Annotated in this window: 14 protein-coding genes; 9 read left to right on the top strand and 5 right to left on the bottom strand. The window is 38.6% G+C overall.

Going from position 1 to position 22,031, the window contains the following annotated elements; translation table 11 throughout:
- The first annotated feature begins 124 nt into the window (after positions 1–124).
- Entirely contained in the window at positions 125–328 is a 204-nt protein-coding gene (locus NW213_RS15485; RefSeq protein ID WP_154044906.1) for a hypothetical protein, read from the top strand.
- Positions 325–2,256 carry a heparinase II/III family protein gene (locus NW213_RS15480; RefSeq protein ID WP_154044905.1) on the top strand — a complete coding sequence of 644 codons (1,932 nt, stop codon included), beginning with the start codon at positions 325–327 and terminating at the stop codon, positions 2,254–2,256. The genes NW213_RS15485 and NW213_RS15480 overlap by 4 nt, the downstream gene beginning before the upstream one ends.
- A gap of 83 nt (positions 2,257–2,339) precedes the next feature.
- Here the strand turns inward: NW213_RS15480 and NW213_RS15475 are convergent, their stop codons facing one another.
- From NW213_RS15475 to NW213_RS15465, 3 genes are all read right to left on the bottom strand, one after another.
- The gene (locus NW213_RS15475; RefSeq protein WP_258323342.1) at positions 2,340–5,165 is read right to left on the bottom strand and encodes a beta-glucosidase; all 2,826 of its coding nucleotides are present in this window, start codon (positions 5,163–5,165) and stop codon (positions 2,340–2,342) included.
- A 102-nt stretch (positions 5,166–5,267) separates the two neighbouring features.
- A complete protein-coding gene (locus tag NW213_RS15470; protein WP_258323341.1) occupies positions 5,268–6,047 on the bottom strand; it encodes a radical SAM protein in 780 nt (259 codons plus the stop codon).
- Positions 6,048–6,136: 89 nt separating this feature from the next.
- Positions 6,137–8,185 (bottom strand): helix-hairpin-helix domain-containing protein, encoded by a 2,049-nt coding sequence (locus tag NW213_RS15465; RefSeq protein ID WP_375338165.1) that lies wholly within the window; start codon positions 8,183–8,185, stop codon positions 6,137–6,139.
- Between the two features lie 109 nt (positions 8,186–8,294).
- On the opposite strand from NW213_RS15465, the gene NW213_RS15460 reads away from it, so the two are divergent.
- Complete coding sequence (locus NW213_RS15460) at positions 8,295–8,861, top strand: DUF4294 domain-containing protein (RefSeq protein WP_258323348.1); 567 nt, start codon at positions 8,295–8,297, stop codon at positions 8,859–8,861.
- Between the two features lie 81 nt (positions 8,862–8,942).
- Here the strand turns inward: NW213_RS15460 and NW213_RS15455 are convergent, their stop codons facing one another.
- Positions 8,943–9,485 (bottom strand): RNA methyltransferase, encoded by a 543-nt coding sequence (locus NW213_RS15455; RefSeq protein WP_258323347.1) that lies wholly within the window; start codon positions 9,483–9,485, stop codon positions 8,943–8,945.
- 464 nt (positions 9,486–9,949) lie between these two features.
- Here NW213_RS15455 and nadA point away from each other — a divergent pair, with 464 nt between their 5' ends.
- The 4 genes from nadA to NW213_RS15435 all read left to right on the top strand — a co-directional run bounded on the left by nadA (position 9,950) and on the right by NW213_RS15435 (position 16,255).
- The gene (nadA, locus tag NW213_RS15450; protein WP_204443950.1) at positions 9,950–10,939 is read left to right on the top strand and encodes a quinolinate synthase NadA; all 990 of its coding nucleotides are present in this window, start codon (positions 9,950–9,952) and stop codon (positions 10,937–10,939) included.
- Positions 10,940–11,426: 487 nt separating this feature from the next.
- Positions 11,427–12,743: an alpha-L-fucosidase gene (locus NW213_RS15445; RefSeq protein WP_375338164.1), complete on the top strand. Its 1,317-nt coding sequence runs from the start codon at positions 11,427–11,429 to the stop codon at positions 12,741–12,743.
- 11 nt (positions 12,744–12,754) lie between these two features.
- Positions 12,755–15,157: a glycoside hydrolase family 3 N-terminal domain-containing protein gene (locus NW213_RS15440; RefSeq protein WP_258323339.1), complete on the top strand. Its 2,403-nt coding sequence runs from the start codon at positions 12,755–12,757 to the stop codon at positions 15,155–15,157.
- A gap of 108 nt (positions 15,158–15,265) precedes the next feature.
- Positions 15,266–16,255 carry a M28 family metallopeptidase gene (locus tag NW213_RS15435; protein ID WP_375338167.1) on the top strand — a complete coding sequence of 330 codons (990 nt, stop codon included), beginning with the start codon at positions 15,266–15,268 and terminating at the stop codon, positions 16,253–16,255.
- 111 nt (positions 16,256–16,366) lie between these two features.
- Here NW213_RS15435 and NW213_RS15430 read toward each other — a convergent pair whose 3' ends face one another.
- Complete coding sequence (locus NW213_RS15430) at positions 16,367–18,553, bottom strand: alpha-galactosidase (RefSeq protein ID WP_258323338.1); 2,187 nt, start codon at positions 18,551–18,553, stop codon at positions 16,367–16,369.
- 259 nt (positions 18,554–18,812) lie between these two features.
- Here NW213_RS15430 and NW213_RS15425 point away from each other — a divergent pair, with 259 nt between their 5' ends.
- Both NW213_RS15425 and NW213_RS15420 read left to right on the top strand, forming a co-directional pair.
- Entirely contained in the window at positions 18,813–20,420 is a 1,608-nt protein-coding gene (locus NW213_RS15425) for a DUF6377 domain-containing protein (protein WP_258323337.1), read from the top strand.
- Between the two features lie 100 nt (positions 20,421–20,520).
- Complete coding sequence (locus NW213_RS15420; RefSeq protein ID WP_235340553.1) at positions 20,521–21,888, top strand: sodium:alanine symporter family protein; 1,368 nt, start codon at positions 20,521–20,523, stop codon at positions 21,886–21,888.
- Positions 21,889–22,031: the final 143 nt, after the last annotated feature.

Below are 22,031 nucleotides of genomic sequence, written 5' to 3'. Positions count from 1 at the left end.
TATTGTCTAAGTAATAGTTTTTGAGAAAGAATTTGTATTAGAAATGTAAAAATCTCCTTTTATACCGAAAGTAAAATATATGTTTTTATATATCTTTGTAAAGAACAATAATCTTGAATCTTATATGAGAACCGTAAAACTGATAACATGTTATAAATTATTTCAGACAAGAGTGATAAAAGGTACACCTGAAAATGAAGGAATTACCATGCTATCTGAGTCTCCTCCGGGAACGGAACACTGGGAATATGTCTGTAAAGACTGTGGAAAAGCATTTGACAAACCTGTAGGAAAAATACTATCACTTAATTTTATGACTAATATATGAAAAAAATTATCTTTTCAATTATTTGTATTTTATGTTGTTCTTTCGGAATTAATGCGAAAGAAACTAACTTACTGGAAAACAGCCTCACTATTGAACAGCTGAAAACAGCATTACTGCCAACTGAACAGTGGATAAATTATCCTTCTTATAAGGACCGCTCGGAATGGGACAGACGTATTCCTTCCGATATTCGCGAGAACATTATCAAGGAAGGTGAAAAGGCCTTGTCATATCAATGGAAGCCTGATCTTGCGACAGACTATCTGGCTTATAAACGTAATGGACAAATTCTGACCGGCAGGAAAAACCAGATGACACTTAATACTCTTCTTTTAGCAGAATTGGTGGAAGGTAAAGGACGTTTCATAGACGCCATTATAAATGGTGCATGGTTTCTGTGTGAAGTTTCATGGGTACATTCTGCTCATGCCTATTTCCAGAAAGATCAGTCCGGACTTCCCGATCCTGAAGAACCTACAGTAGAACTTGTAGTTGCAGATATAGGAGCTCAAATGGCCTGGATATATTATTTTTTACATGAGGAATTGGATAAAGTCAGCCCTCTAATAGCCAAAAGAATAAAAAATACAGTTTATGAACGATTGATAAATCCTTATTACGCGCGCACTGATTATTGGTGGATGGGATTTACAGGAAGAGAAGTAAACAACTGGAATATCTGGATCAATTATAACATGCTGCAAGCTGTGTTGTTACTGGAAAATGATCCTTCTGACAAAGCAAAATATATTTTCCAGCTAATGCGTTCTGTTGATTATTATATTGATGTACAAAATCCAGACGGTGCATGCGAGGAAGGACCATCTTATTTCGGCCATGCAGGAGCTAATCTGATAAAGTTTCTTGATTTGCTGGATAGAGCAACCGGAGGTAAAGTAAATATATTCTCGAATGAGAAAATAAAGAATATAGGTAGCTATATACGCAGAGTAAATATAAACGACCAGTATTTTGTGAACTTTTCAGATGCAGCTGCCAGATGTTTTGTAAGTCCAGGAGCAGTATATTTGTATGGCAAAAGAATAAACGACAGACAGTTAATGGGATTTGCTTCCGATTTCGCACGTAATAATGACTGGAAAAACAAATTACACACAGGTAGCTTGTTTGCCAGATTGCTGGATGATGTATTGGATGCCCAAGAAATTCTGGATGGTGAAGGCGCTTCTATTGAAGAACTCTCTTATTATTTTGAAGACAGTCAACTAGCAGTAGCAAGAGACTCACGCCAATCTGACAAAGGTTTCTATTTTGCCGCACATGGAAGCAATAATGGAGTACCTCACAATCATAATGACGTAGGTAGTTGTATGTTGTATTTTAATGGAAAGCCTGTTTTAATAGATGTTGGAGTGGGAGTTTATACCAAGAAAACATTTAGCAGCGAACGTTATTCAATATGGACTATGCAGTCAGGATATCACAATCTTCCTACAATAAATGGTTTAGACCAACATGATGGAAAACAATATCGTGCAAAAGATGTAAGATTTTCAGACAAAGGTAGGAATGTTTTTTTCAGTGCCGATATAGCTTCTGCATATCCTAAAGAAGCCGGAGTTTCCAGTTGGATCCGTTCTTATACTCTTAAACGCAATCGTGAATTTATAGTTTCTGACCAGTGGAAATTAGAAAAACTGAATGATAACTCACAGCAGATATTGAATTTCATGACTGTATGTACTCCGGAAGTGAAGAATGGATGTTTGTTATTAAAACATTCAGATTTCACACTAAAAATGAAATTTGATAACGATGTATTCAAGCCTACTGTAGAAACTATTCCTCTCAATGACAAGAATTTGACATCAAACTGGAAAATGACACATATTTATCGTATCAGATTAAATATAATAAAGCCTTCTATTACAGGAAAGACACAAGTTACAGTGAGTAAAGCCGATTGATACGCTAATGACTATATATAATAATAGCTGTTTAAACAGTGTTCAAATACTGTTTAAACAGCTATTTATTTATTTGATTATTATTATCTTACGATATTTACTTCAGCCACTCCCACACGGTCATCGTTAAGCAATATTCTCAGGTCGCTGGCTGTTGTTCCCTTAAATGTATAAGTTATCGGTTTACCATATTCGGTTACTGTTCCGTTATAAACTGTTAGGAACTGTCCTCCACCACCTGAAAGCTGTATTTCGAATGTTGAAGGAAGATTATTCTCACGCACGAAAGTTATCGACACTTCATCCACCTTAGGATTTCCTTTCAGTGCAAATGTCAGATAATCACCCTTGTTTCCTTGCCAGTAAGTGGTGTTGTCACCATCCAAAACTTTCATCACATCTTCCGGATTTGTGCTTGCCGATACCGGTTTTTCTGATTTCTCGGCTTCCAAACGTGCGTTACGTGTATGATAATCCTCTACATTAAGCACTACAGACTGTCTGATATCCTCGGATGATGCTCCTGCCATTACTACAAACTCTCCTGGTTCTACCACCCACTTCATATCTGCATCAAGAAGTTCAAGATGCTTTCTGTCGATAGTAAATTTCACTTCTTTTGTTTCTCCCGGCTGCAAATGAACACGTTCGAAACCGGCAAGATTCTTTTCGTACGTTGTGACACTGCTCACTACATCTCGTGTATATAACTGTACTACCTCATCTCCTGCCATGTTTCCGGTGTTTTTTACTTTCAGAGTTACTGTTGCAGTCTCTTTTGGAGTGATAACCTTAGGGCTTATCTGTATATCAGAATATTCGAAAGTAGTATAACTTAAACCATAACCGAATGGATAAAGCGGACCATTGATGCGTGACATATTTCCTTTGAGACCTGGATTTTTTCCTCCATCAACCTGCGAAGCAGGCTTTGCAGGGAAATTAAACGGTATCTGTCCTACAGTTTTAGGGAATGTTACAGTGAGCTTTCCACCCGGATTATAATCGCCAAACAATATATCAGCAACTGCTGTTCCACCTTTTGAACCAGGATACCATGCTTCAAGGATTGCAGGAACAAACCTGTCAGCCCAGTTCACAGATAGCGGACGACCGTTTATTAAAACAAGAACAACTGGTTTTCCGGTAGCTTGAACAGCCTGAAGTAACTGCAACTGACGTCCCGGAAGTTCAAGACTTGTACGCGACTTGTTCTCTCCGCATGTACGCTGTCCTCCTCCCAAAACAACTACAGCAACATCAGATTTCAATGCGTTTTCAACAGCTATGTCAATTTCCTTTTTCTCGTCTGCAGTAAGCGGATAGTCTATGATTTCACTCTCAGGCCAGTTTGCGTCAACAAGGTCGCAACCTTTAGTGTAAAGCACTTCGGCCTTTCCTGAAACTTTATCCTTTATACCCTCAAGTACTGTAGTAACATCCACTGCAAGAGGACCATAGTGTGTCAATGCATAACCTTCTTCGTTTGCATTAGGACCACAAACAGATATAGTCTTCACTTTATTTATATCCAAAGGAAGAGTATTATTATCGTTCTTCAGAAGTACAATACTTTCGCGGGATGCCTGAAGAGCCAGAGCTTCATGTTCAGGGTTTTCAACAACCTTGTCAGCTTCTGCCAATTGCATCTGGTAAGGCGAATCGAACAATCCAACTAGGAATTTTACTCTTAATATATCACGTACTCTGTTATTGATAGTCTCTTCGCTAATACCTCCTTCTTTTACAAGTTCTCTTAATGGTTTTACATACGATTCAGGAGAACGGAAAGTACATCTGACATTTAGTCCAGCCTCAACACTCTGACGCACGGCCTCTTTCATATCTTTTGCAGTCCCGTGTTTGGTATACAGATATTCCACAGCATCACTGTCCGAAACTACATATCCACGGAATCCCATTTCTCCACGCAAACGCTCTGTGAGCCAATAATAACTGCCTTGAACCGGAATACCGTCGTAATCATTATATGAGCTCATAACACCAAGCAAACCGGTTTCCTGAATCACTCTCTTGAAAGGATATACATGTATCATCTCTACTTCACGTGGCGGCATCTGAGGGTCAACTCGCGCCATACCTTCACGTGCTCCCTTGTTATTGCTGTAAGCTACAAAGTGCTTTGCTGTTGCTGCCACCTGATAGTCTTTTTGCATTCCTTTCACCATCTCTATACCTAGTTCGGCAACAAGATACGGTGACTCACCATAAACCTCTTCGTATCGTCCCCAACGCTGGTCACGACCTACATCAAGAATAGGTGCATAAACATTGGTATATCCCAACATGCGTGCCTCATATCCGGTTATTTCTCCTATACGGCGCACAAGATTTCTGTTCCATGTGTGTCCGATACCGAGTTGGGTAGGGAAGTTAGTAGCACGATAACTCTCCACTCCGCGGATACCTTCGTTAGTGAAATCAACAGGAATACCAAGTCTGGTTTCTTCTACAAAGAACCGTTGTACCTCGTTCAAAGCCCATGCGTGACGTGATGCCGGCCATACGTTAGGATTGTCCGATGGAGGAAGTCCCCACTGCTGGAAACCGTTAAGATGCTCGTCTATTGCACCTATACCGTCTTTCCACAACGAAGTTTTCCATTCCGGAGTAGGAAGGTCATCTTTTAGTACACGTTTGTAACCATAAAGAGTTACCATCTGACATGTTTTCTCTTCCATGGTCATCTGGCTCAGAAGGTCTTCAATACGACTGTCAAGTGGCGCAGAAGGATCTTCATAAACATCCTTTACACCATTCTTGTTGAAATCTATCCATCCTTTATGGTATATTTCCTTTTTTACAGGCTTATAGACAGAAGGAATTTTCTGAGCGGAAACCAATGTTCCACCAAAAGCTAAAAGTGATAATGTGATTAATAATTTCATATAAATGGTTTTGAATAAGGTTTGTACTTTGCACAAAGATAATTAATAATAGATTATACACCAATTATATAAACCATATTCACAAAAAAAGTGCTTCGTAAATCAATACGAAGCACTAGCCTTTATTCCTGCATCTTCCAGCAGATGTAATATTCTGTCCAATTCCTCATGAGTGGCTTTCTGAAGATGAGTGTCCGGTGTCTCACGGTCGATGGTATAAATCATAACCTGACGCGGAGCAATCTGTTTTACCGTTTCAAGCCACGGAAGCACATAATCATCATGTGTATTGTCAACATCCACACCTTCGTCTGTAGCTCCTTTCAGGAACATGGTCTGGATTATCAACTGACCGTTAAATGCTTTCATACAGTCTATTATGCGGTTCAGATCATAGTTTCCAACAGGTTTATCAACAGTGTTTATATAGTCGATATTAACCGTATCAAGCTTCAGGATATTATTGTCAACTTTCATCAGGGCATTGAAGACTTCCGGTTTATGAATGAATGTTGAATTGCTCAATACGCTTACTTTAGCCTGTGGAAAATACTTGTCTCTAAGCTCAATCGTATCGTCTATGATTTCTGCAAAATGAGGATGAGCTGTAGGTTCACCGTTTCCGGCAAATGTCAACACATCAGGAAATGGTCCGTTTGCTTTCATGTCGATAAGCCTTGCTTCAAGAGCTGTCTTTACTTCTTCACGTGTTGGAAGTTTCTTTTTCGGACGATGGTCTTTATTATAACCGCACTCGCAATAAATACAGTCGAAAGAACAGAACTTACCGTCTGCAGGCAGAAGATTAATTCCCAATGACACTCCAAGACGACGGCTGTGTATAGGTCCGAAAATAGGAGAAGGATATATTATTGTTGACATATTCTATTTTAGTTTTTAAGTTTATTAGTTTATAGTTTTTAAGTTATCGGCAAAAATAAGGAAAATATCAGTACGTTATCAACATGCAGCTACCATTTTATTCTCAACTGAAACTGTATATCTGCCTTGTTATTACCCTGAATTTCTTCTGTACCTGAACTGATGGTATTTCTGTCGGTATAGTGTGTCCATCCGAATTTAGCCTGAAGCATTAGGAATTTCCCGTAATTATACTGCAATTTCAATGCTGTCCTTGTTCCTTTTCCATAAAACGAAGACATGGAAAAGGCATAAAGCAATCCCGGTTCATAAAGATATACACGTGAGTTATAATCATCTGTTGAAAACCATGCACCGCTTACGGATGCTTTCACAGGAAACGATCCATAGCTTAAATTGGCCGAAGCAGAAAGCAGGAAACCGTTTGCAGTTTCCTGACCTAAATATCCTGTATTGGTATAATCGGCCAGAACTTTAACAGAGTTATTGTCATTCAGTGAATAATTCACCTGATATCTTACTCTATGACGGATATATGGCAAAACATACTTCCCATCATCGTCTGCAGAATAGTTCTGAGCCTTGTTTTTTACACTGTACTTTATCAACATAGACAGTGAATTGCTATGTGAATAACTCAACTGGCAAACTCCCTCTATTCCCGATGTACCTGCCATATCCACACGATATCTTTTCCATGGAAAATAGAAGTAATCAACATAGCATAATAACTTTATATTCCGTATAGCACTGGTTTCCAGACATAAATAAACACCAGTTTCATTCTGAGTCCTTGAGTTTTCACCAAAAGAATTTGCATAGAGACTCTGATATTTTTTGTCATAATACCTGTTGATAAGTGTTATATCTGTATCAACAGTCGGTGAATAACACAAAGAATTGATTGTTGCGATTGCTCCACATTTGTCAACAGCAGTCTCTCCGGAAATCATAAGTTTGTTCAAGAAAAATTTATAGAATGCCCCGGCATTGAAAAAATCCTTTCCACGCGGATAGTAATGATTATAAGGCTGATAGTCAGGATTCAACACTTTATTAAAACAGTTATAAACAGCTGTTAATCCATATTCAACATTCTTTCCATTATACGTTAAGTTACTGCCTATCACATGATTATATATAGTATTTCTCTTTTCCATATCCTTATACAGTCTATGATATCCATCAGTTTTCAACGACCTTATGAACTGGTTTTCAACACGTGCATCCATATTTCTGAACGAATAGAAAAGCGTCGCATCCCATCTTTTCGAAAGTTTATAAGTAGCAGCTATTCCCTGAAGATAATTATATTCTCCAGTAGAAGTGTATTTTGAAATTCCCTGTCCGGTACGCCGCAGCGATGAAGATGAAGTATATTTCCCCATACTGAAACCCATGTTCATAACAAGTCCGTATCCAAATGATACCTTATAATTACCTAAAGCCACAGACTTGAACCGACCAATATTCTGCAAATAAAGATAAGCTGAATAAAAGTCATATCCCTTCCTGTTATAAAGTCTGAAGAAAGGTTCGCCAGAATCTTTCTCTGCAGTAATTCCGAAATAAATCTGTTTGTTATACTCAAATCTGTAACGCATGTTATTATATAACGAACTGCCATAATACTTCTTGTTAGGACTGTCAATAAGCACATTCTCAGGATAGTCAGCATATCCTGCTTTCTGATTTAACGGGATATCAACACGTGTTGTTAATTCCTGCCGGTTATATTTCATCATACGTTTGAAACTGAACTTCTCTTCTTCATCCTTAGCCGGACCTATGTAGATGAAATGCTCAAGAAACTTCCTTGTCTGCCAGTCCATTCCTTCCACTCCCAACAATTCATTTTTACTTACCACAGGACCGTACTTATAAACATAATAAAGTATGTTTTCAATCATCTTGTCTGAGAGAAAAGGTAACTGTTCAAGCTGCTCTTTCGTCAAAGTGTTAAAATTGAACGGATTTTCGGCTATTTCGGACAATTCTTCGTATTGTTCCATCCATGATGACAGATTTTCATCATCTACCGACATTTCGCTCCATTCTACAATATCAGACTGAGAATATAAACAAGTTATAAAAACATAACTTATTGAAATATAAAGAAGTAACCTACTTATCCACATTATGTTGATAAAATTATGAACAACAAAAAATAATACTTTTATCAACCATATAATTGTTTTTATTCCTATTTTTGCGTCAATGAGTAAATACATATACATATTGACAATAATGTGCTTTTTAACAATTCCTAAATTGAAAGCACAGGATTCTCCAGATAACAGAGGATATATGGTCAAAGTATGTGTCTATGATGGAGACACTATACCATATATAACTCTCAGGAATGTATATGTGTACCCTAAAATGAAATTTAAAAATAAAAAACAGGAAAGATATTATTATCGCCTGGTTAGGGACGTAAAGAAGACACTGCCTATAGCAAAGGAAATAAGAAACATTGTAATAGAAACATACGAATATCTGGAAACTCTCCCCGACGAAAAAGCCAAAGACAAACATATCAAGGCTGTAGAAAAAGGATTGAAGGAGCAATACACCCCAAGAATGAAGAAATTGACATTTTCACAGGGTAAATTGTTGATAAAGTTGGTAAACCGTGAATGTAACCAATCATCATACCAACTGGTTAAGGCTTTCATGGGACCTTTCAAAGCCGGATTCTATCAGACATTCGCTGCACTGTTCGGTGCCAGTCTCAAAAAAGAATACAGACCTGAAGATGAAGACGAGATGGTGGAACGTATAATTACCCTTGTTGAAAACGGACAGCTATAAAACATTTATCCACAATATAAACACATGATTTACAAATGTTTATATTGTGGATAATTACGTTATTAATAATATTATCAACAGTTATTTATTTCTGAATTCCATAAGCTTGTTGGCAAACTCCCATAACACAATTCCGGCAGTTACGGATACATTCAGTGAATGTTTTGTGCCATACTGAGGTATCTCTATACATCCGTCGCACATGTCAACAACCTCCTGTTTTACTCCCTTCACCTCATTTCCCATTACTATTGCATATTTCTTGTCCCTATCCAGAACCATATCACCAAGCATCGTACTACCTTCGCACTGTTCTATCGACAATACTGTATATCCAGCCTCATGCAACTCATTTACAGCATCTTGTGTGTTCTGACAATATTTCCAGTCAACGGTATTTTCTGCCCCCAAAGCCGTCTTGTGCATCTCTGCATTAGGAGGAGTGGCCGTAATTCCGCAAAGATATATTCTGTTGACAAGGAAAGCATCCGAAGTACGGAATACAGCACCAATGTTGTGCAGACTTCTCACTTCATCAAGTACCACAACCAAAGGAAGCTTGTCTGCCTCCTTGAATTCTTCCACCGTCAGACGGTTCATTTCCGTTATTTTCAGCTTTCTTATTTCAGACATACCTATTTATTTACAATTACTGTCCGCAAAGATAAAAACAATATTAATAACCCTGTTGAAATCTGTTGAAAAGGTGTAGAAAACATGAGAATAGATTTTTAAAACTATTTCTTGCATTTATGAATCAAACATTTATAAGAATCAGGAAACCAACAATCCAAAAAACTTACCGGAAAGTTTCCGAAACAATTTGAACACAATTTTAATAAGAAATGAATAGTTGATAAACAGAAAGTTTTTAACTTTGCACAATATCAACAAAATGTTAATATACCAACTAAGTACTGAATTATCAGCACTTAACACTGTTGAATCGTTATTGATACAGTAAGCACTTATATTAATAACTTAAAAAGCAAGAAATACAGTATTATTTTTGCTAACACAATCAACAGCCTATTAATAGCATCATAGGATTTCTTTTAAAAAGAAGAAAAAATAAAATATTTATAGTTATGAAAGAAGAATGGTTGAAAAAGGGTTATGTGGATGAACCCGTAGATAAGACACTGGACTTGAAAGCCGAGATAGACAAGCTCCGCAAGGAAAAGAATGCCGTGATACTGGGGCACTTCTACCAGGCGGACGAAATACAGGAAATTGCCGATTTCATTGGCGACAGCCTTGCGCTTGCACAGTGGGCAGCAAAGACCGATGCCGAGATAATAGTGATGTGCGGTGTTCACTTCATGGGAGAGACTGCAAAGATACTGTGTCCCGACAAGAAAGTTCTCATACCGGATTTCAACGCAGGATGTTCGTTGGCCGACAGCTGTCCTGCCGACAAGTTTGCCGAGTTCGTTAAGCAGCACCCTGACCACACCGTAATTTCATACGTCAATACAAGTGCGGCAGTCAAGGCTGTGACAGACGTTGTGGTTACATCTACCAATGCCAAACAGATAGTGGAAAGCTTCCCTGCCGACCAGCCAATGATCTTCGGTCCGGACAAGAACCTTGGAAACTACATAAATTCCGTTACAGGCCGAAATATGCTTCTTTGGGACGGAGCATGCCATGTACACGAAAAATTCTCTGTAGAGAAGATTATAGAGCTTAAAAAGCAGTATCCTGATGCCGATGTATTGGTACATCCTGAGTGTAAGGGAGCGGTAGCCAAGCTGGCAGACAAGATAGGTTCTACTGCAGGATTGCTGAAACATGCAATTAACAGTGACAAGAAAGATTTTATAGTAGCTACTGAAAGCGGAATACTGTTCGAGATGCGACGCAAATGTCCTGAGAAGAACTTCATTCCTGCACCTCCTGAAGACAGTACATGTGCATGCAATGAATGTAACTTCATGCGCCTGAACACTCTGGAGAAACTCTATAACACACTGAAATACGAATGGCCTGAGGTTGTGGTGGACGAAGCGATAGCTAAAGAAGCAATAAAACCTATTAAGCGTATGCTTGACATATCTGCTAAACTTGGATTGTAAAATTTGTATTTTAACAATTAACATAAATGCTTCATGTTGTTAACAAACGTGGAGCATTTTCTTTATTTATTAAACTATGTTATAAAGCATAGATTTTTGGCTGAAATACTTGCAGATTACCAGAAAGTCCGTACCTTTGTACTGTGTTTTTCATAGTATTAGATTTTAAGGTTAACAAAGGTTGGAGTACAGCGGTACTCCTTTTTTTATGTCTATACGTTTCGTCATATATTAAGTCGTATATTAATCGGATTTTCCTTGTTGATACGTTTAAAAAAAATGACAGTCCGTTTTGATCAAAACGGACGCCCGTTTTAAATAGAATGGACGCCCATTTTAAGTAAAACGAACGCCCGTTTTAAAATCAACTATTCTGCATATGATTTATTACAATTCGAAATAAATATTCTATATATATTTGTATATTTGTCGATGTATATATTGATAGTCACAAATTAAAAACAAATAACCTTTTAGTCATATAATTATGAAATCATTAAAACTTAAAACTTTGGCTTTTATAGCCCTTAACAGCATCGCTGTGTCAATGCCGGTTTTTTCACAATCATCTTATGTACCTTCCGAGAGTAATTTACAGGCACGCAAAGAATTCAGCGACAGTAAATTTGGAGTGTTCATCCATTGGGGAATTTACAGTATGTTTGGTCAGGGTGAATGGTATATGACTAATGCAGGTATCGACTGTCATGAATATGCCAAGGCAGCCTCAGGTTTCTATCCTATACGTTTCGATGCAAAGGAATGGGTTTCCGCTATAAAGGAGGCCGGTGCCAAGTATATTTGTTTTACAACCAGACATCATGACGGATTTTCCATGTTTGATACAAAATATTCGGATTATAATATTGTAGATGCCACTCCATTCAAGCGCGATGTAGTGAAAGAACTGGCGGAGGAATGTAAGAAACAGGGCATAAAACTGCATCTTTATTATTCACATCTCGACTGGACGCGCGAGGATTATTATCCATACGGACGAACAGGTAGAAACACCGGTCGTACAAAACATGGAAACTGGAATGATTATTTTGATTTTATGAATAACCAGTTGACAGAGCTTCTGACCAATTACGGGCCTATAGGCGCAATCTGGTTTGATGGAATGTGGGATCAGCCGGATGATTTCGACTGGCGCCTTGACGAACAGTATTCATTGATTCATAAGCTTCAGCCTGCATGTATGATTGGAAACAATCATCATAAGAAACCGATAGAGGGTGAGGATTTTCAGATGTTTGAACGCGATCTGCCGGGAGAAAACAATGCCGGACTTTCTTCTGAATCTGAGATAGGACAGCTTCCTCTTGAAACTTGCCAGACTATGAACGGAATGTGGGGATATAAGATTCAGGATCAGAATTATAAATCGGTTTCCGAACTTATAAGACTTCTTGTCAGAGCATCCGGTAAAGGAGCAAATCTGTTGATGAATGTAGGTCCTCAGCCTAACGGTGAAATTCCTGCTGTAGCTTTGGAACGTCTGAAAGGTATGGGTGAATGGCTTTCCAAGTATGGTGAAACTGTTTATGGCACAACAAGAGGTGATGTAATGACAGCTGATTGGGGAACGACAACCAGAAAAGGAAATACACTGTATGTACATATACTTACAGACAATATGCCACAGTTTGTTACCTTGCCTTTGAAAGATAAAGTAGTGAGTGCAGTAAATCTGAATACTGGTACCAAGGTTTCTTATGAAAAAATAAAAGGAGGAATAGTTCTGCATACAGACAATCTGGAGCCGGAAATTGATTGTATAGTTGAATTGAAGTTAAAATAATTATTACATCTATGAACAAACTCATAAATCTATTATTAGGAGGCTTGCTGTTGGCTTTTCCTGCAGGAGCACAAAACAAAAATATCTATCACAAAGGTTGGATAGATTTCAACAAGAATGGTGTGAAGGATATTTATGAAGATTCTTCACAGCCTGTTGAAAAGAGGGTTGAAAACCTGTTGCTGCAGATGAACATCAATGAGAAGACTTGTCAGTTGGCAACACTCTATGGATACGGGCGTGTATTGAAGGATTCTCTTCCTACAGAAAATTGGAAAAATGAAATTTGGAAGGATGGAATAGCCAATATCGACGAGATGCTTAATGGCGTAGGGGGAAAGTCGAAGTTGGTAGAGCAGATGCTCTATCCGTTCAGTAATCATGCTGAGGCTATCAACAAAATCCAGAAATGGTTTGTAGAGGAGACAAGGCTTGGTATTCCGGTTGATTTCAGTAATGAAGGTATTCACGGACTTAATCATACCAAGGCGACTCCCTTGCCTGCTCCAATAGCAATAGGAAGTACATGGAATAAGGAACTTGTGTATAGAGCAGGAGAGATAGTGGGACAGGAAGCTAGAGCTTTGGGATATACTAATGTATATGCTCCTATCCTTGATGTGGTTCGTGATCCCAGATGGGGACGTACTCTGGAGTGTTATGGTGAGGATCCTTATCTGATAGCATCTATGGGAACACAGATGGTGGATGGAATACAGTCGCAGGGTGTTGCATCCACACTGAAACATTTTGCTGTATATAGTGTTCCGAAAGGTGGCAGGGACGGTAATTGCAGAACAGACCCGCATGTCGCTCCAAGGGAAATGCATCAGATTTATTTGTATCCTTTCAAGAAAGTGATTCGCGAAGCACATCCGATGGGAGTAATGAGCAGTTATAATGATTGGGACGGTGTGCCTGTTACAGCCAGCTATTATTTCCTTACCGAACTTCTGAGGGAAGAGTATGGTTTCGATGGATATGTGGTAAGTGACAGTGAGGCTGTGGAGTTTGTTCATACAAAGCATCGTGTGGCGGAAACATATGATGAGGCTGTACGCCAGGTTCTGGAAGCCGGATTGAATGTCAGAACTCATTTCACTCCGCCTTCTGATTTCATTATGCCTATCCGCCGTCTTATCGAGGAAAAGAAAATATCTATGGCTACGATAGACAAGCGGGTGAGTGAAGTGTTGAGTGTGAAATTCCGTCTAGGACTTTTCGACCATCCTTATGTGGAGAAAATAAAAGAATCCGATAAAGTTGGAGGTGTGGATCGTAATATGGATTTTGTTAAGCAGATGCAGCAGCAGTCTCTGGTACTGCTGAAAAACGATGGAAATCTTTTGCCTCTTGACAAAAACAGGATAAAGAAGATACTTGTAACCGGTCCGCTGGCTGATGAAAGTAATTTCATGGAAAGCCGTTATGGTCCGAACAGACTGGAGAAAGTAACGGTACTGAAAGGTTTGCGCAACTATCTTCAAGGCAGTGTGGAGGTAGATTATGCCAAAGGTTGTGATATAATCAATGAAGGATGGCCTTCAACGGAGATATTGCCTGAGTCTCTTTCGGATTCAGAAAAGGACGGTATTCAGAATGCTGTTGAAAAGGCTGAGGATTGTGATGTCATTATAGCTGTGTTGGGAGAAGATGAATACAGGACTGGTGAAAGCCGTTCGCGTACTTCGCTTGATTTTCCCGGACGCCAGCAGGAATTGCTTGAAGCCTTGTATGCTACAGGGAAGCCTGTTGTATTGGTATTGATAAACGGACAGCCACTGACTATCAACTGGGCAGATAAGTATATACCTTCAATTCTAGAAACATGGTTTCCAAGTTGTCAGGGAGGAACGGTAATAGCCGAAACACTGTTTGGCGATTATAATCCTGGTGGAAAACTTACTGTTACTTTCCCAAAATCTGTCGGTCAGATAGAGTTGAACTTCCCTTTCAAGCCAGGTTCACATGGAAGTCAGCCGGGATTCGGTCCTAATGGTTCCGGTTCTACACGTGTGTTGGGTGACCTTTATCCTTTTGGTCATGGACTGAGTTATACAAGTTTTGAATATTCCGATATGAATGTTTCTCCTCTTGAGCAGGGAACTCAGGGAAATTATACAATAACTTTCAACATCACCAATACTGGAAAGCGTCAGGGAGATGAGGTTGTCCAGCTTTATGTACGCGATAAGTATAGCAGTGTCATAGCATACGATTCTGTATTGCGCGGTTTCGAGCGTGTCTCCTTAAATCCGGGCGAAACAAAACAGGTGACATTTGAACTTACTCCTGAGGATTTACAGCTGTTGGACCGTAATATGCAATGGACAGTAGAACCAGGTGAATTTGAATTCATGATAGGTGCCTCAAGCAAGGATATAAAGTTGAGAAAGACGGTAAAGGCATTGTAATGGTAATTTAATTATTTTCTGAAAGATGATATACTTTATATGTAGTCTGGAAAGTAATCAGTATTTTTGCCGTTAATTATGAGAAAAACAGTTATTTCCATCCTGATGATGTGTGGCGTTTTTCAGATTGGAACGCCGTTCATTTATGCCCAGACCGCTGTTGATAGAGGTCTGAACAGTATTAATCGTGTTTCTGCCGAAGCTATTGTCGGTTTTCTGGCAGACGATGAACTACAAGGTAGAGAAGCCGGAACAATATATTCGCGTATTGCGGCACGTTATCTGGCTGCCAGTCTGAAAGAGGCAGGTATTAACCCTCTCTATGGTGACAGTTATTTCCAGCATTTTGAGGCCTGTGCCAAAGAAAGGCAACAGAAAGGAGCTCGCTGGCAGGTTCATCCTGATTCTATCTCTAGTTTGAAGAATGGTACATACCGTGTATTACGCATGGCTAATGTATTGGGTATTATCCCCGGAGAGAAAACTGACGAATATGTTATTGTTGGTGCACATTTCGATCATTTGGGTGTTGATGAGACTCTATCCAATGATCCTATTTATAATGGAGCTGACGATAATGCATCTGGAGTTTCGGCTGTATTGCAGATTGCGCGTGCCTTTAAGGCAAGCGGTAATAAGCCAATGCGAAATGTTGTAATTGCTTTTTGGGATGGTGAAGAGAAAGGACTGCTGGGTTCACGCTATTTCGTACAGAGCTGTGATTTTATCGGCAAAGTAAAGGGGTATTTGAATTTTGATATGATAGGGCGTAACAGCAAACCTGATAGTCCGAATCATGTAGTTTACTTCTATACTGCTTCACATCCGGCTTTCGGAAAGTGGCTTAAAGATGATATCATCCGCTATGGACTTCATCTGGAGCCTGATTATCGTTCATGGAATCGTCCTGTAGGAGGTAGTGATAATGCATCTTTTGCTGTACTTGATATACCTATCATATGGTATCATACAGACGGACATCCTGATTATCATCAGCCATCGGATCATGCAGACAGGCTGAATTGGGAAAAGGTGGTGGATATAACCAAGGCTTCTTTTCTTAATATGTGGAATTTGGCGAATGAATCGGATTATTGATTGTTTACTGTCAGGAATTTAAGGTTCTTATATAATTGAATAGGCTGTCCCAAATATTTGAGGCAGCCTATTTTACTAATGAGAAACTTAGTCCAGTATTTAGTCTTTGTATTATTCTGCTGTAATTTCAATTACATGACTCTGGGCATATTTAAATGTAAATACTTCCAGACCAACTTTCATGAGGTAATCGCCTGAATAAACTTTTCCGTTTGACTTGAATGTTGATTCTGTACCAGGCATAAGGTTTATTTCTTCTACTTTATATTTCTTGTTTGCGTCAAGTCCCTGAAGTTTTACGTTCATCAGTTTTTCGTGGAATCTAGGATTTACGTCGTAAGCGAACAATACTGCTTTGTTCTGGTCTTTACTTACATAGTTCACTGCCATGTGGTTTGACTTGTATGGTGAAACCAGACGGTACTGGTCACCGTCCATGATTGCAGGATTCAGTCTCTTCCAGTTGCTAACGGCAGTCTGGCAGTATTCCAGTTCTTCTGCACTCATTTCTTTAAGACCTATATCGAAACCGAGCTTGCACATAGAAGCTACATCGGTACGGAATTTCACTGAAGTGTTCTTGTTCCAGCTTGTAACGTGTGCACACATAGCTTTTGCAGGGAAGAACTGTGAGAATCCCCACTGAATGTAGATACGTTCTATCGGGTCTGTATTGTCGCTGCACCAGAATTCTGTGAAGTATTTCAGTGCTTCGTAGTCGCAACGCGCACCACCGCCTGAACAAAGCATCATCGGTACATCTGGATAGTTTTCCTTTACACGTTTCATTACATTATATACACCGCGTATATGGTCAATGTACATATTACCCTGTTTGTTCTTCAGATATGGAGAGTAGATGTTTGTGATAGGACTGTTGCAATCCCATTTGAAGAATGCTATCTCAGGGTTTTCTTTCATCAGATTTTCAACTACGCTGTAAACGTAATCCTGTACTTTGGGGTTGCTCAGGTCAAGGACAAGCTGGTTACGGTAGTAGTAAGTTTCTCTGTTTTCATCGTGTATAGCCCAGTCCGGATGTTTTTCGAACAGTTCGCTCTTAGAGTTCACCATTTCAGGTTCAATCCATATACCGAATTTCACTCCGGCTTCTTTTGCTGAGTTAACCAGTGCAGGAATACCTCCAGGCAGTTTGCTGTGTGTCACTTCCCAGTCGCCAAGTCCGGCTTTGTCATCTTTACGTGGATATTTGTTTGCAAACCATCCGTCGTCAAGAAGGAACATATCTACACCAAGATGTTTTGCTTCTTTCATCAGTTCTGCCAATATTTCCTGGTCAAAATCGAATGCGGTGTTTTCCCAGTTGTTCAGAAGAGTAAGTCTTTCGCCTTTTCCGTCTTTCAGACTGTAGTTTCTGGCCCAGTTGTGGAAGTTACGGCTTCCTTCTGAAGTTCCGTTATAGCTAAGAGTGAATATGAATTCAGGTGTAGTGAATACTTCGTTTTTAGGAAGTTCGTAGTTTGATGCATAAGGATTGATAGCTGGAATTACACGCAAATTGCCAACGTTATCTACTTCGAAAGTGAAACGGAAGTTACCTGTCCATCCCAGTGTTCCCATCAGTACTTCTCCTTGGTTTTCAGCCACAGGCTGGTCAAGTCCTACTTCGAAGAAAGGATGTGTGTGCATGGCTGCACGGCTTCCAAGTTTTGTGTCGATTACTTTTTTTCCAAACTGAAGCTGTTGGCTACTCATCTGTGCTTCTTTTGCCCAGTCGCTGCTGAATTCTGTCAGATAGTATGATGCACGGTTGAAGTATAGCATTGTCGAAGCATAAGTGGAAAGAATGATAGGTTTCTTTTCCTGATGCTTGATTTCGCTCCATGTCTTGATTATGTTTTCTTCAGGATATGCCACATAGTGTAGTGTAACATCTACAGGATATTTGTCATCGCGAAGATTGATTGTAGTTTGTGTACCGCCTTCCACTTCTTTTGTAGATGAAGACACATAATATAAATATGTAGATGTCTTTCCATCGTTATGAGTGATTGCTAATGCAGGCTCATAGAATTCTTCGTTACCGGAACCGCTGTAAACTTCCCATCCACGCTGGCTTACACTGGCATCAGATCCAGGATGTACATCCCATCTTAAATTCTTTATGTCTTCTTCGTGAAGTAATTTTTCACCTAAATAGGTTTGATACAGACGGCCGTTGTCGGCTACCTGGAGTATCAGGTCTGTCTGATTTGTTGAAATACGGAATACTTTGTTTTCTGCATTTGTGTGTAAAGTCATACACGCAAGTGCACCGGCGATGATTAATTTTTTCATGGTTATTATTTTTAGTTATTGAGTTTTTTACCTTTTGGTGATAAAAAATAATGTTTTTCAATGAACGATATACAAATATAAGATTAATCACCCATCTATTTAGGTTATAGTAGATGTAAAGTAGATTGTTTTATTATACATTTTTATGTAATTACCATAAAATCAGTTGTTTAAATGTTATAGTTTTAGCGTGTTAAGTAGATTTTGATTTATCGGAAACTTTATTTATTTTTGTGTCATACTCCTCAATTAATGATTTATGAAGAAAATATTTTTATTTTTTCTGCTTATAATGAAAGTGTCATTTATCAGTGCGGTGAATGATATTGAAAAGTTATATGATGAACTTGATGCGGTTCTTTTACGTAGAGATGAAATTTGTTTGAGGAAGGAGGCTCGTATTGACAGTATCAAGAACATGAAAACTCATTATATGAGTAATGCAGAATTGTTTGAGTTGTATAGTAAAGTTTTTGATGAATATTATACATACAGGTCAGACTCTGCACTTTATTATTTGTCGTTGATGGATGAAATGGCATTAAAATCTGGAGCCGACTCATATGTTCATCGGTGTAAGATTAACCGTTCTCTGCTGCTTGCTACAACCGGATATTTTTCCCAGTCGCTGGACATACTTAACAGTATAGAGAGAAATAAAATAGACAAATCGTTGCTTTTGGATTATTTTTCTGCGTATGAGTGGGTTTATAGTGTATGGAGCGAATATTCAGCCAATGATGATTTTTCCATTGATTTTAAAGATAAAGAAGTTCTGTATATTGACTCTATGCTTATGGTGATGAATCCTTCATCTAAGGAATATATGTATTTCAGTGGTGAATTGGCTGCAAGAAAAGGAAAACAGCCGGAAGCACAGAAATTTTATGAAAAAGCGTTGCAAGGTTTGAAAATAGATACACGATTGTATGCATGCGTAACGTGCGGTCTGGCTTTTGCGCATAAAAGACAGGGAAATATGCAGGAGTATGAAAAATATCTTGTGATGTCTGCCATTTCGGATATAACTTGTCCGTTGAAGGAAAATCTGTCTATGCAGGAGCTTGCGATGTTGCTATATCAGAGTCAGAAGCCTGATTTGGAGAGGGCAAACAGATATATCAATTATTCTATGGAGGATGCAATGTTTTATAATAACAGATTGAGAATGCTTGAGATAGCAAAAAAATTTCCTCCTATAGTAAATACTTATCAGAATAAATGGATTGAAAAGAATAAGGTGCTTGTAAGGTCGGTTTATTTTATAAGTTTCCTGAGTATTATGTTGGTTTTTGCTATGCTCTATATTTTCAGACAATTTAAGTTGCTGGGCAGGCAGAGGGCTATTGTAACAGAGATGAATATGCAGCTTAAAAACTTGAATTCTGAACTTTTGAAAACTAATCGTACGCGTGAGGAATATGTCAGTCTTTTTATAGAACTGTGTGCTGCATATATAGATAAGCTTAACAACTATCAGGATTTGGTGAAGAGAAAAGTGAAAGCAAGGCAGATTGATGACTTGCTGAAAATGTCAAACAACAGCAAAATGACTGACAGTGATGCAAGGCAGTTCTTTGTGAATTTTGATACGGCTTTTCTTACACTCTATCCTAATTTTGTTAATGAGTTTAATTTGCTTTTGAGGGAAGATGAAAGTATTATTCCTGGAAAGGGGGAGATTATGAACACCGAATTGAGGATTTTTGCTCTTATCAGATTGGGAATAAAGGATAGTTCCAGAATAGCGACTTTGTTGTTCTACTCTCCTCAGACTATTTATAATTATAGGACTGCAGTCAAGAATAAGGCAAAAAACAGAGAGGAATTTGAGGAACAGGTGAGAAACTTATGTCCTATTGTGTAATTGTATTAATGTTATTCAAATTTATATTTTACGATTTTATTATTACTTTTTATTGGATATATATGTTTATTTGTTATTTTTGCGCTCAAAATAATAACAAATGGATTTATCTTCAATAGTAAGTTTCTTTAAGGATTTCAGTTCGTTGGTTTGGGGATGGCCAATGATAATTATGCTTTTGGGTACACATCTTTTCCTGACTATAAGGTTAAGATTTCCTCAGTTATATTTATTTAAAGCCTTGAAACTCTCGTTCTCTAAAGAGGGTAATGCTGATGGTGATGTTAGCCAGTTCGGAGCGTTGGCCACTTCTTTGGCTGCAACTATAGGAACGGGAAATATCATAGGCGTGGCAACGGCTGTGGCTTTAGGTGGACCGGGAGCTGTATTCTGGTGTTGGCTTACAGGAGTTCTTGGTATGTCAACAAAATATGCCGAAGGTCTTCTTGCCGTAAAGTATAGGGTGAAAAATTCTTCAGGTGAAATGATAGGAGGACCTATGTATGCACTTGAAAAAGGTCTTGGTATGAAGTGGCTGGGTATATTATTCTGTATTTTTACAGCACTGGCTGCTTTTGGAATAGGAAATACTGTGCAGGCTAATTCTATCTCTCTTTTACTTAATGAGTCGTATAATATATCTCCGCATTTTAGCGGTATATGTATGAGTGTCCTCACTGCTCTCGTAGTGATTTTCGGTGTGAAAGGTATAGCGAAAGTTTGCACTGCACTCGTTCCGTTTATGGCTGTTATGTATGTCTTGGGGTGTATATATATCCTGATTGTCAACCATGCTTATTTGGGACAGGCTTTTAACCTCATATTCGAGTCTGCATTTTCTGCAAGAGCTGCAGGAAGTGGTTTCGTTGGTACTACCGTAATGATGGCTGCCAGATATGGTATAGCGAGAGGACTTTTTTCAAATGAATCGGGTTTGGGGTCGGCGCCTATCGTAGCTGCAGCTGCACAAACCCGCAATCCCGTAAGACAGGCTCTTGTTTCTTCTACCGGAACTTTTTGGGATACAGTGGTGATTTGTGCTCTTACAGGACTTGTTTTGGTTAGTAGTATTCTGGCTTATCCGGATATAGACCATACAAGTGATGCGGCTTTGACAAAGATGGCTTTTGCCAAAATTCCATATATAGGAACTCCGGTTCTTTCATTTGGTATAGTGACATTTGCTTTCAGTACTATTTTGGGATGGACATATTATTCGCAGAAAGCAGTAGAATATCTTGGAGGGAAAAAGGTTATGCTTGCATACAGGATAGTATGGATTATTATGATTTATGTAGGTTCTGTAGTTAATTTGTCTCTTGTATGGAGCTTTGCTGATATAGTCAATGCTTTTATGGCTGTACCAAATCTTATATCATTGTTATTGCTGTCTGGAGTGATAGTGAAAGAGACTAGAAAATATTTGTGGAATAATCGTCTTGATGATTATGATGATTCTCTGTCATGAGTAGAAGTGGTATGTTTTATTAATATTATTATAATGTGTAATATTAAGTGTTATTTTCAAGTATTGTAACAGTATCGAAAAAAATATTCTTTATTTTTTCATTGATTAACAAAGAGTTATCTGTATTCTTGTAATTTTTTTGA

It is taken from the genome of Bacteroides sp. ET336 (genome assembly GCF_024733815.1).
Taxonomy (GTDB): domain Bacteria; phylum Bacteroidota; class Bacteroidia; order Bacteroidales; family Bacteroidaceae; genus Phocaeicola; species Phocaeicola cellulolyticus.
Note: the sequence above shows the minus strand (reverse complement) of the source record. Positions and strands in the feature narration are given on the sequence as shown.

What these genes read in the sequence shown, in the direction of transcription:
- NW213_RS15425 (WP_258323337.1), top strand. Translation starts at nt 18,813, where the DNA reads ATGAAGAAAATATTTTTATTTTTTCTGCTTATAATGAAAGTGTCATTT.
- NW213_RS15470 (WP_258323341.1), bottom strand. Translation starts at nt 6,047, where the DNA reads ATGTCAACAATAATATATCCTTCTCCTATTTTCGGACCTATACACAGC.
- nadA (WP_204443950.1), top strand. Translation starts at nt 9,950, where the DNA reads ATGAAAGAAGAATGGTTGAAAAAGGGTTATGTGGATGAACCCGTAGAT.
- NW213_RS15475 (WP_258323342.1), bottom strand. Translation starts at nt 5,165, where the DNA reads ATGAAATTATTAATCACATTATCACTTTTAGCTTTTGGTGGAACATTG.
- NW213_RS15420 (WP_235340553.1), top strand. Translation starts at nt 20,521, where the DNA reads ATGGATTTATCTTCAATAGTAAGTTTCTTTAAGGATTTCAGTTCGTTG.
- NW213_RS15440 (WP_258323339.1), top strand. Translation starts at nt 12,755, where the DNA reads ATGAACAAACTCATAAATCTATTATTAGGAGGCTTGCTGTTGGCTTTT.
- NW213_RS15435 (WP_375338167.1), top strand. Translation starts at nt 15,266, where the DNA reads ATGTGTGGCGTTTTTCAGATTGGAACGCCGTTCATTTATGCCCAGACC.
- NW213_RS15465 (WP_375338165.1), bottom strand. Translation starts at nt 8,185, where the DNA reads ATGTGGATAAGTAGGTTACTTCTTTATATTTCAATAAGTTATGTTTTT.
- NW213_RS15460 (WP_258323348.1), top strand. Translation starts at nt 8,295, where the DNA reads ATGTGCTTTTTAACAATTCCTAAATTGAAAGCACAGGATTCTCCAGAT.
- NW213_RS15445 (WP_375338164.1), top strand. Translation starts at nt 11,427, where the DNA reads ATGAAATCATTAAAACTTAAAACTTTGGCTTTTATAGCCCTTAACAGC.
- NW213_RS15480 (WP_154044905.1), top strand. Translation starts at nt 325, where the DNA reads ATGAAAAAAATTATCTTTTCAATTATTTGTATTTTATGTTGTTCTTTC.
- NW213_RS15485 (WP_154044906.1), top strand. Translation starts at nt 125, where the DNA reads ATGAGAACCGTAAAACTGATAACATGTTATAAATTATTTCAGACAAGA.
- NW213_RS15430 (WP_258323338.1), bottom strand. Translation starts at nt 18,553, where the DNA reads ATGAAAAAATTAATCATCGCCGGTGCACTTGCGTGTATGACTTTACAC.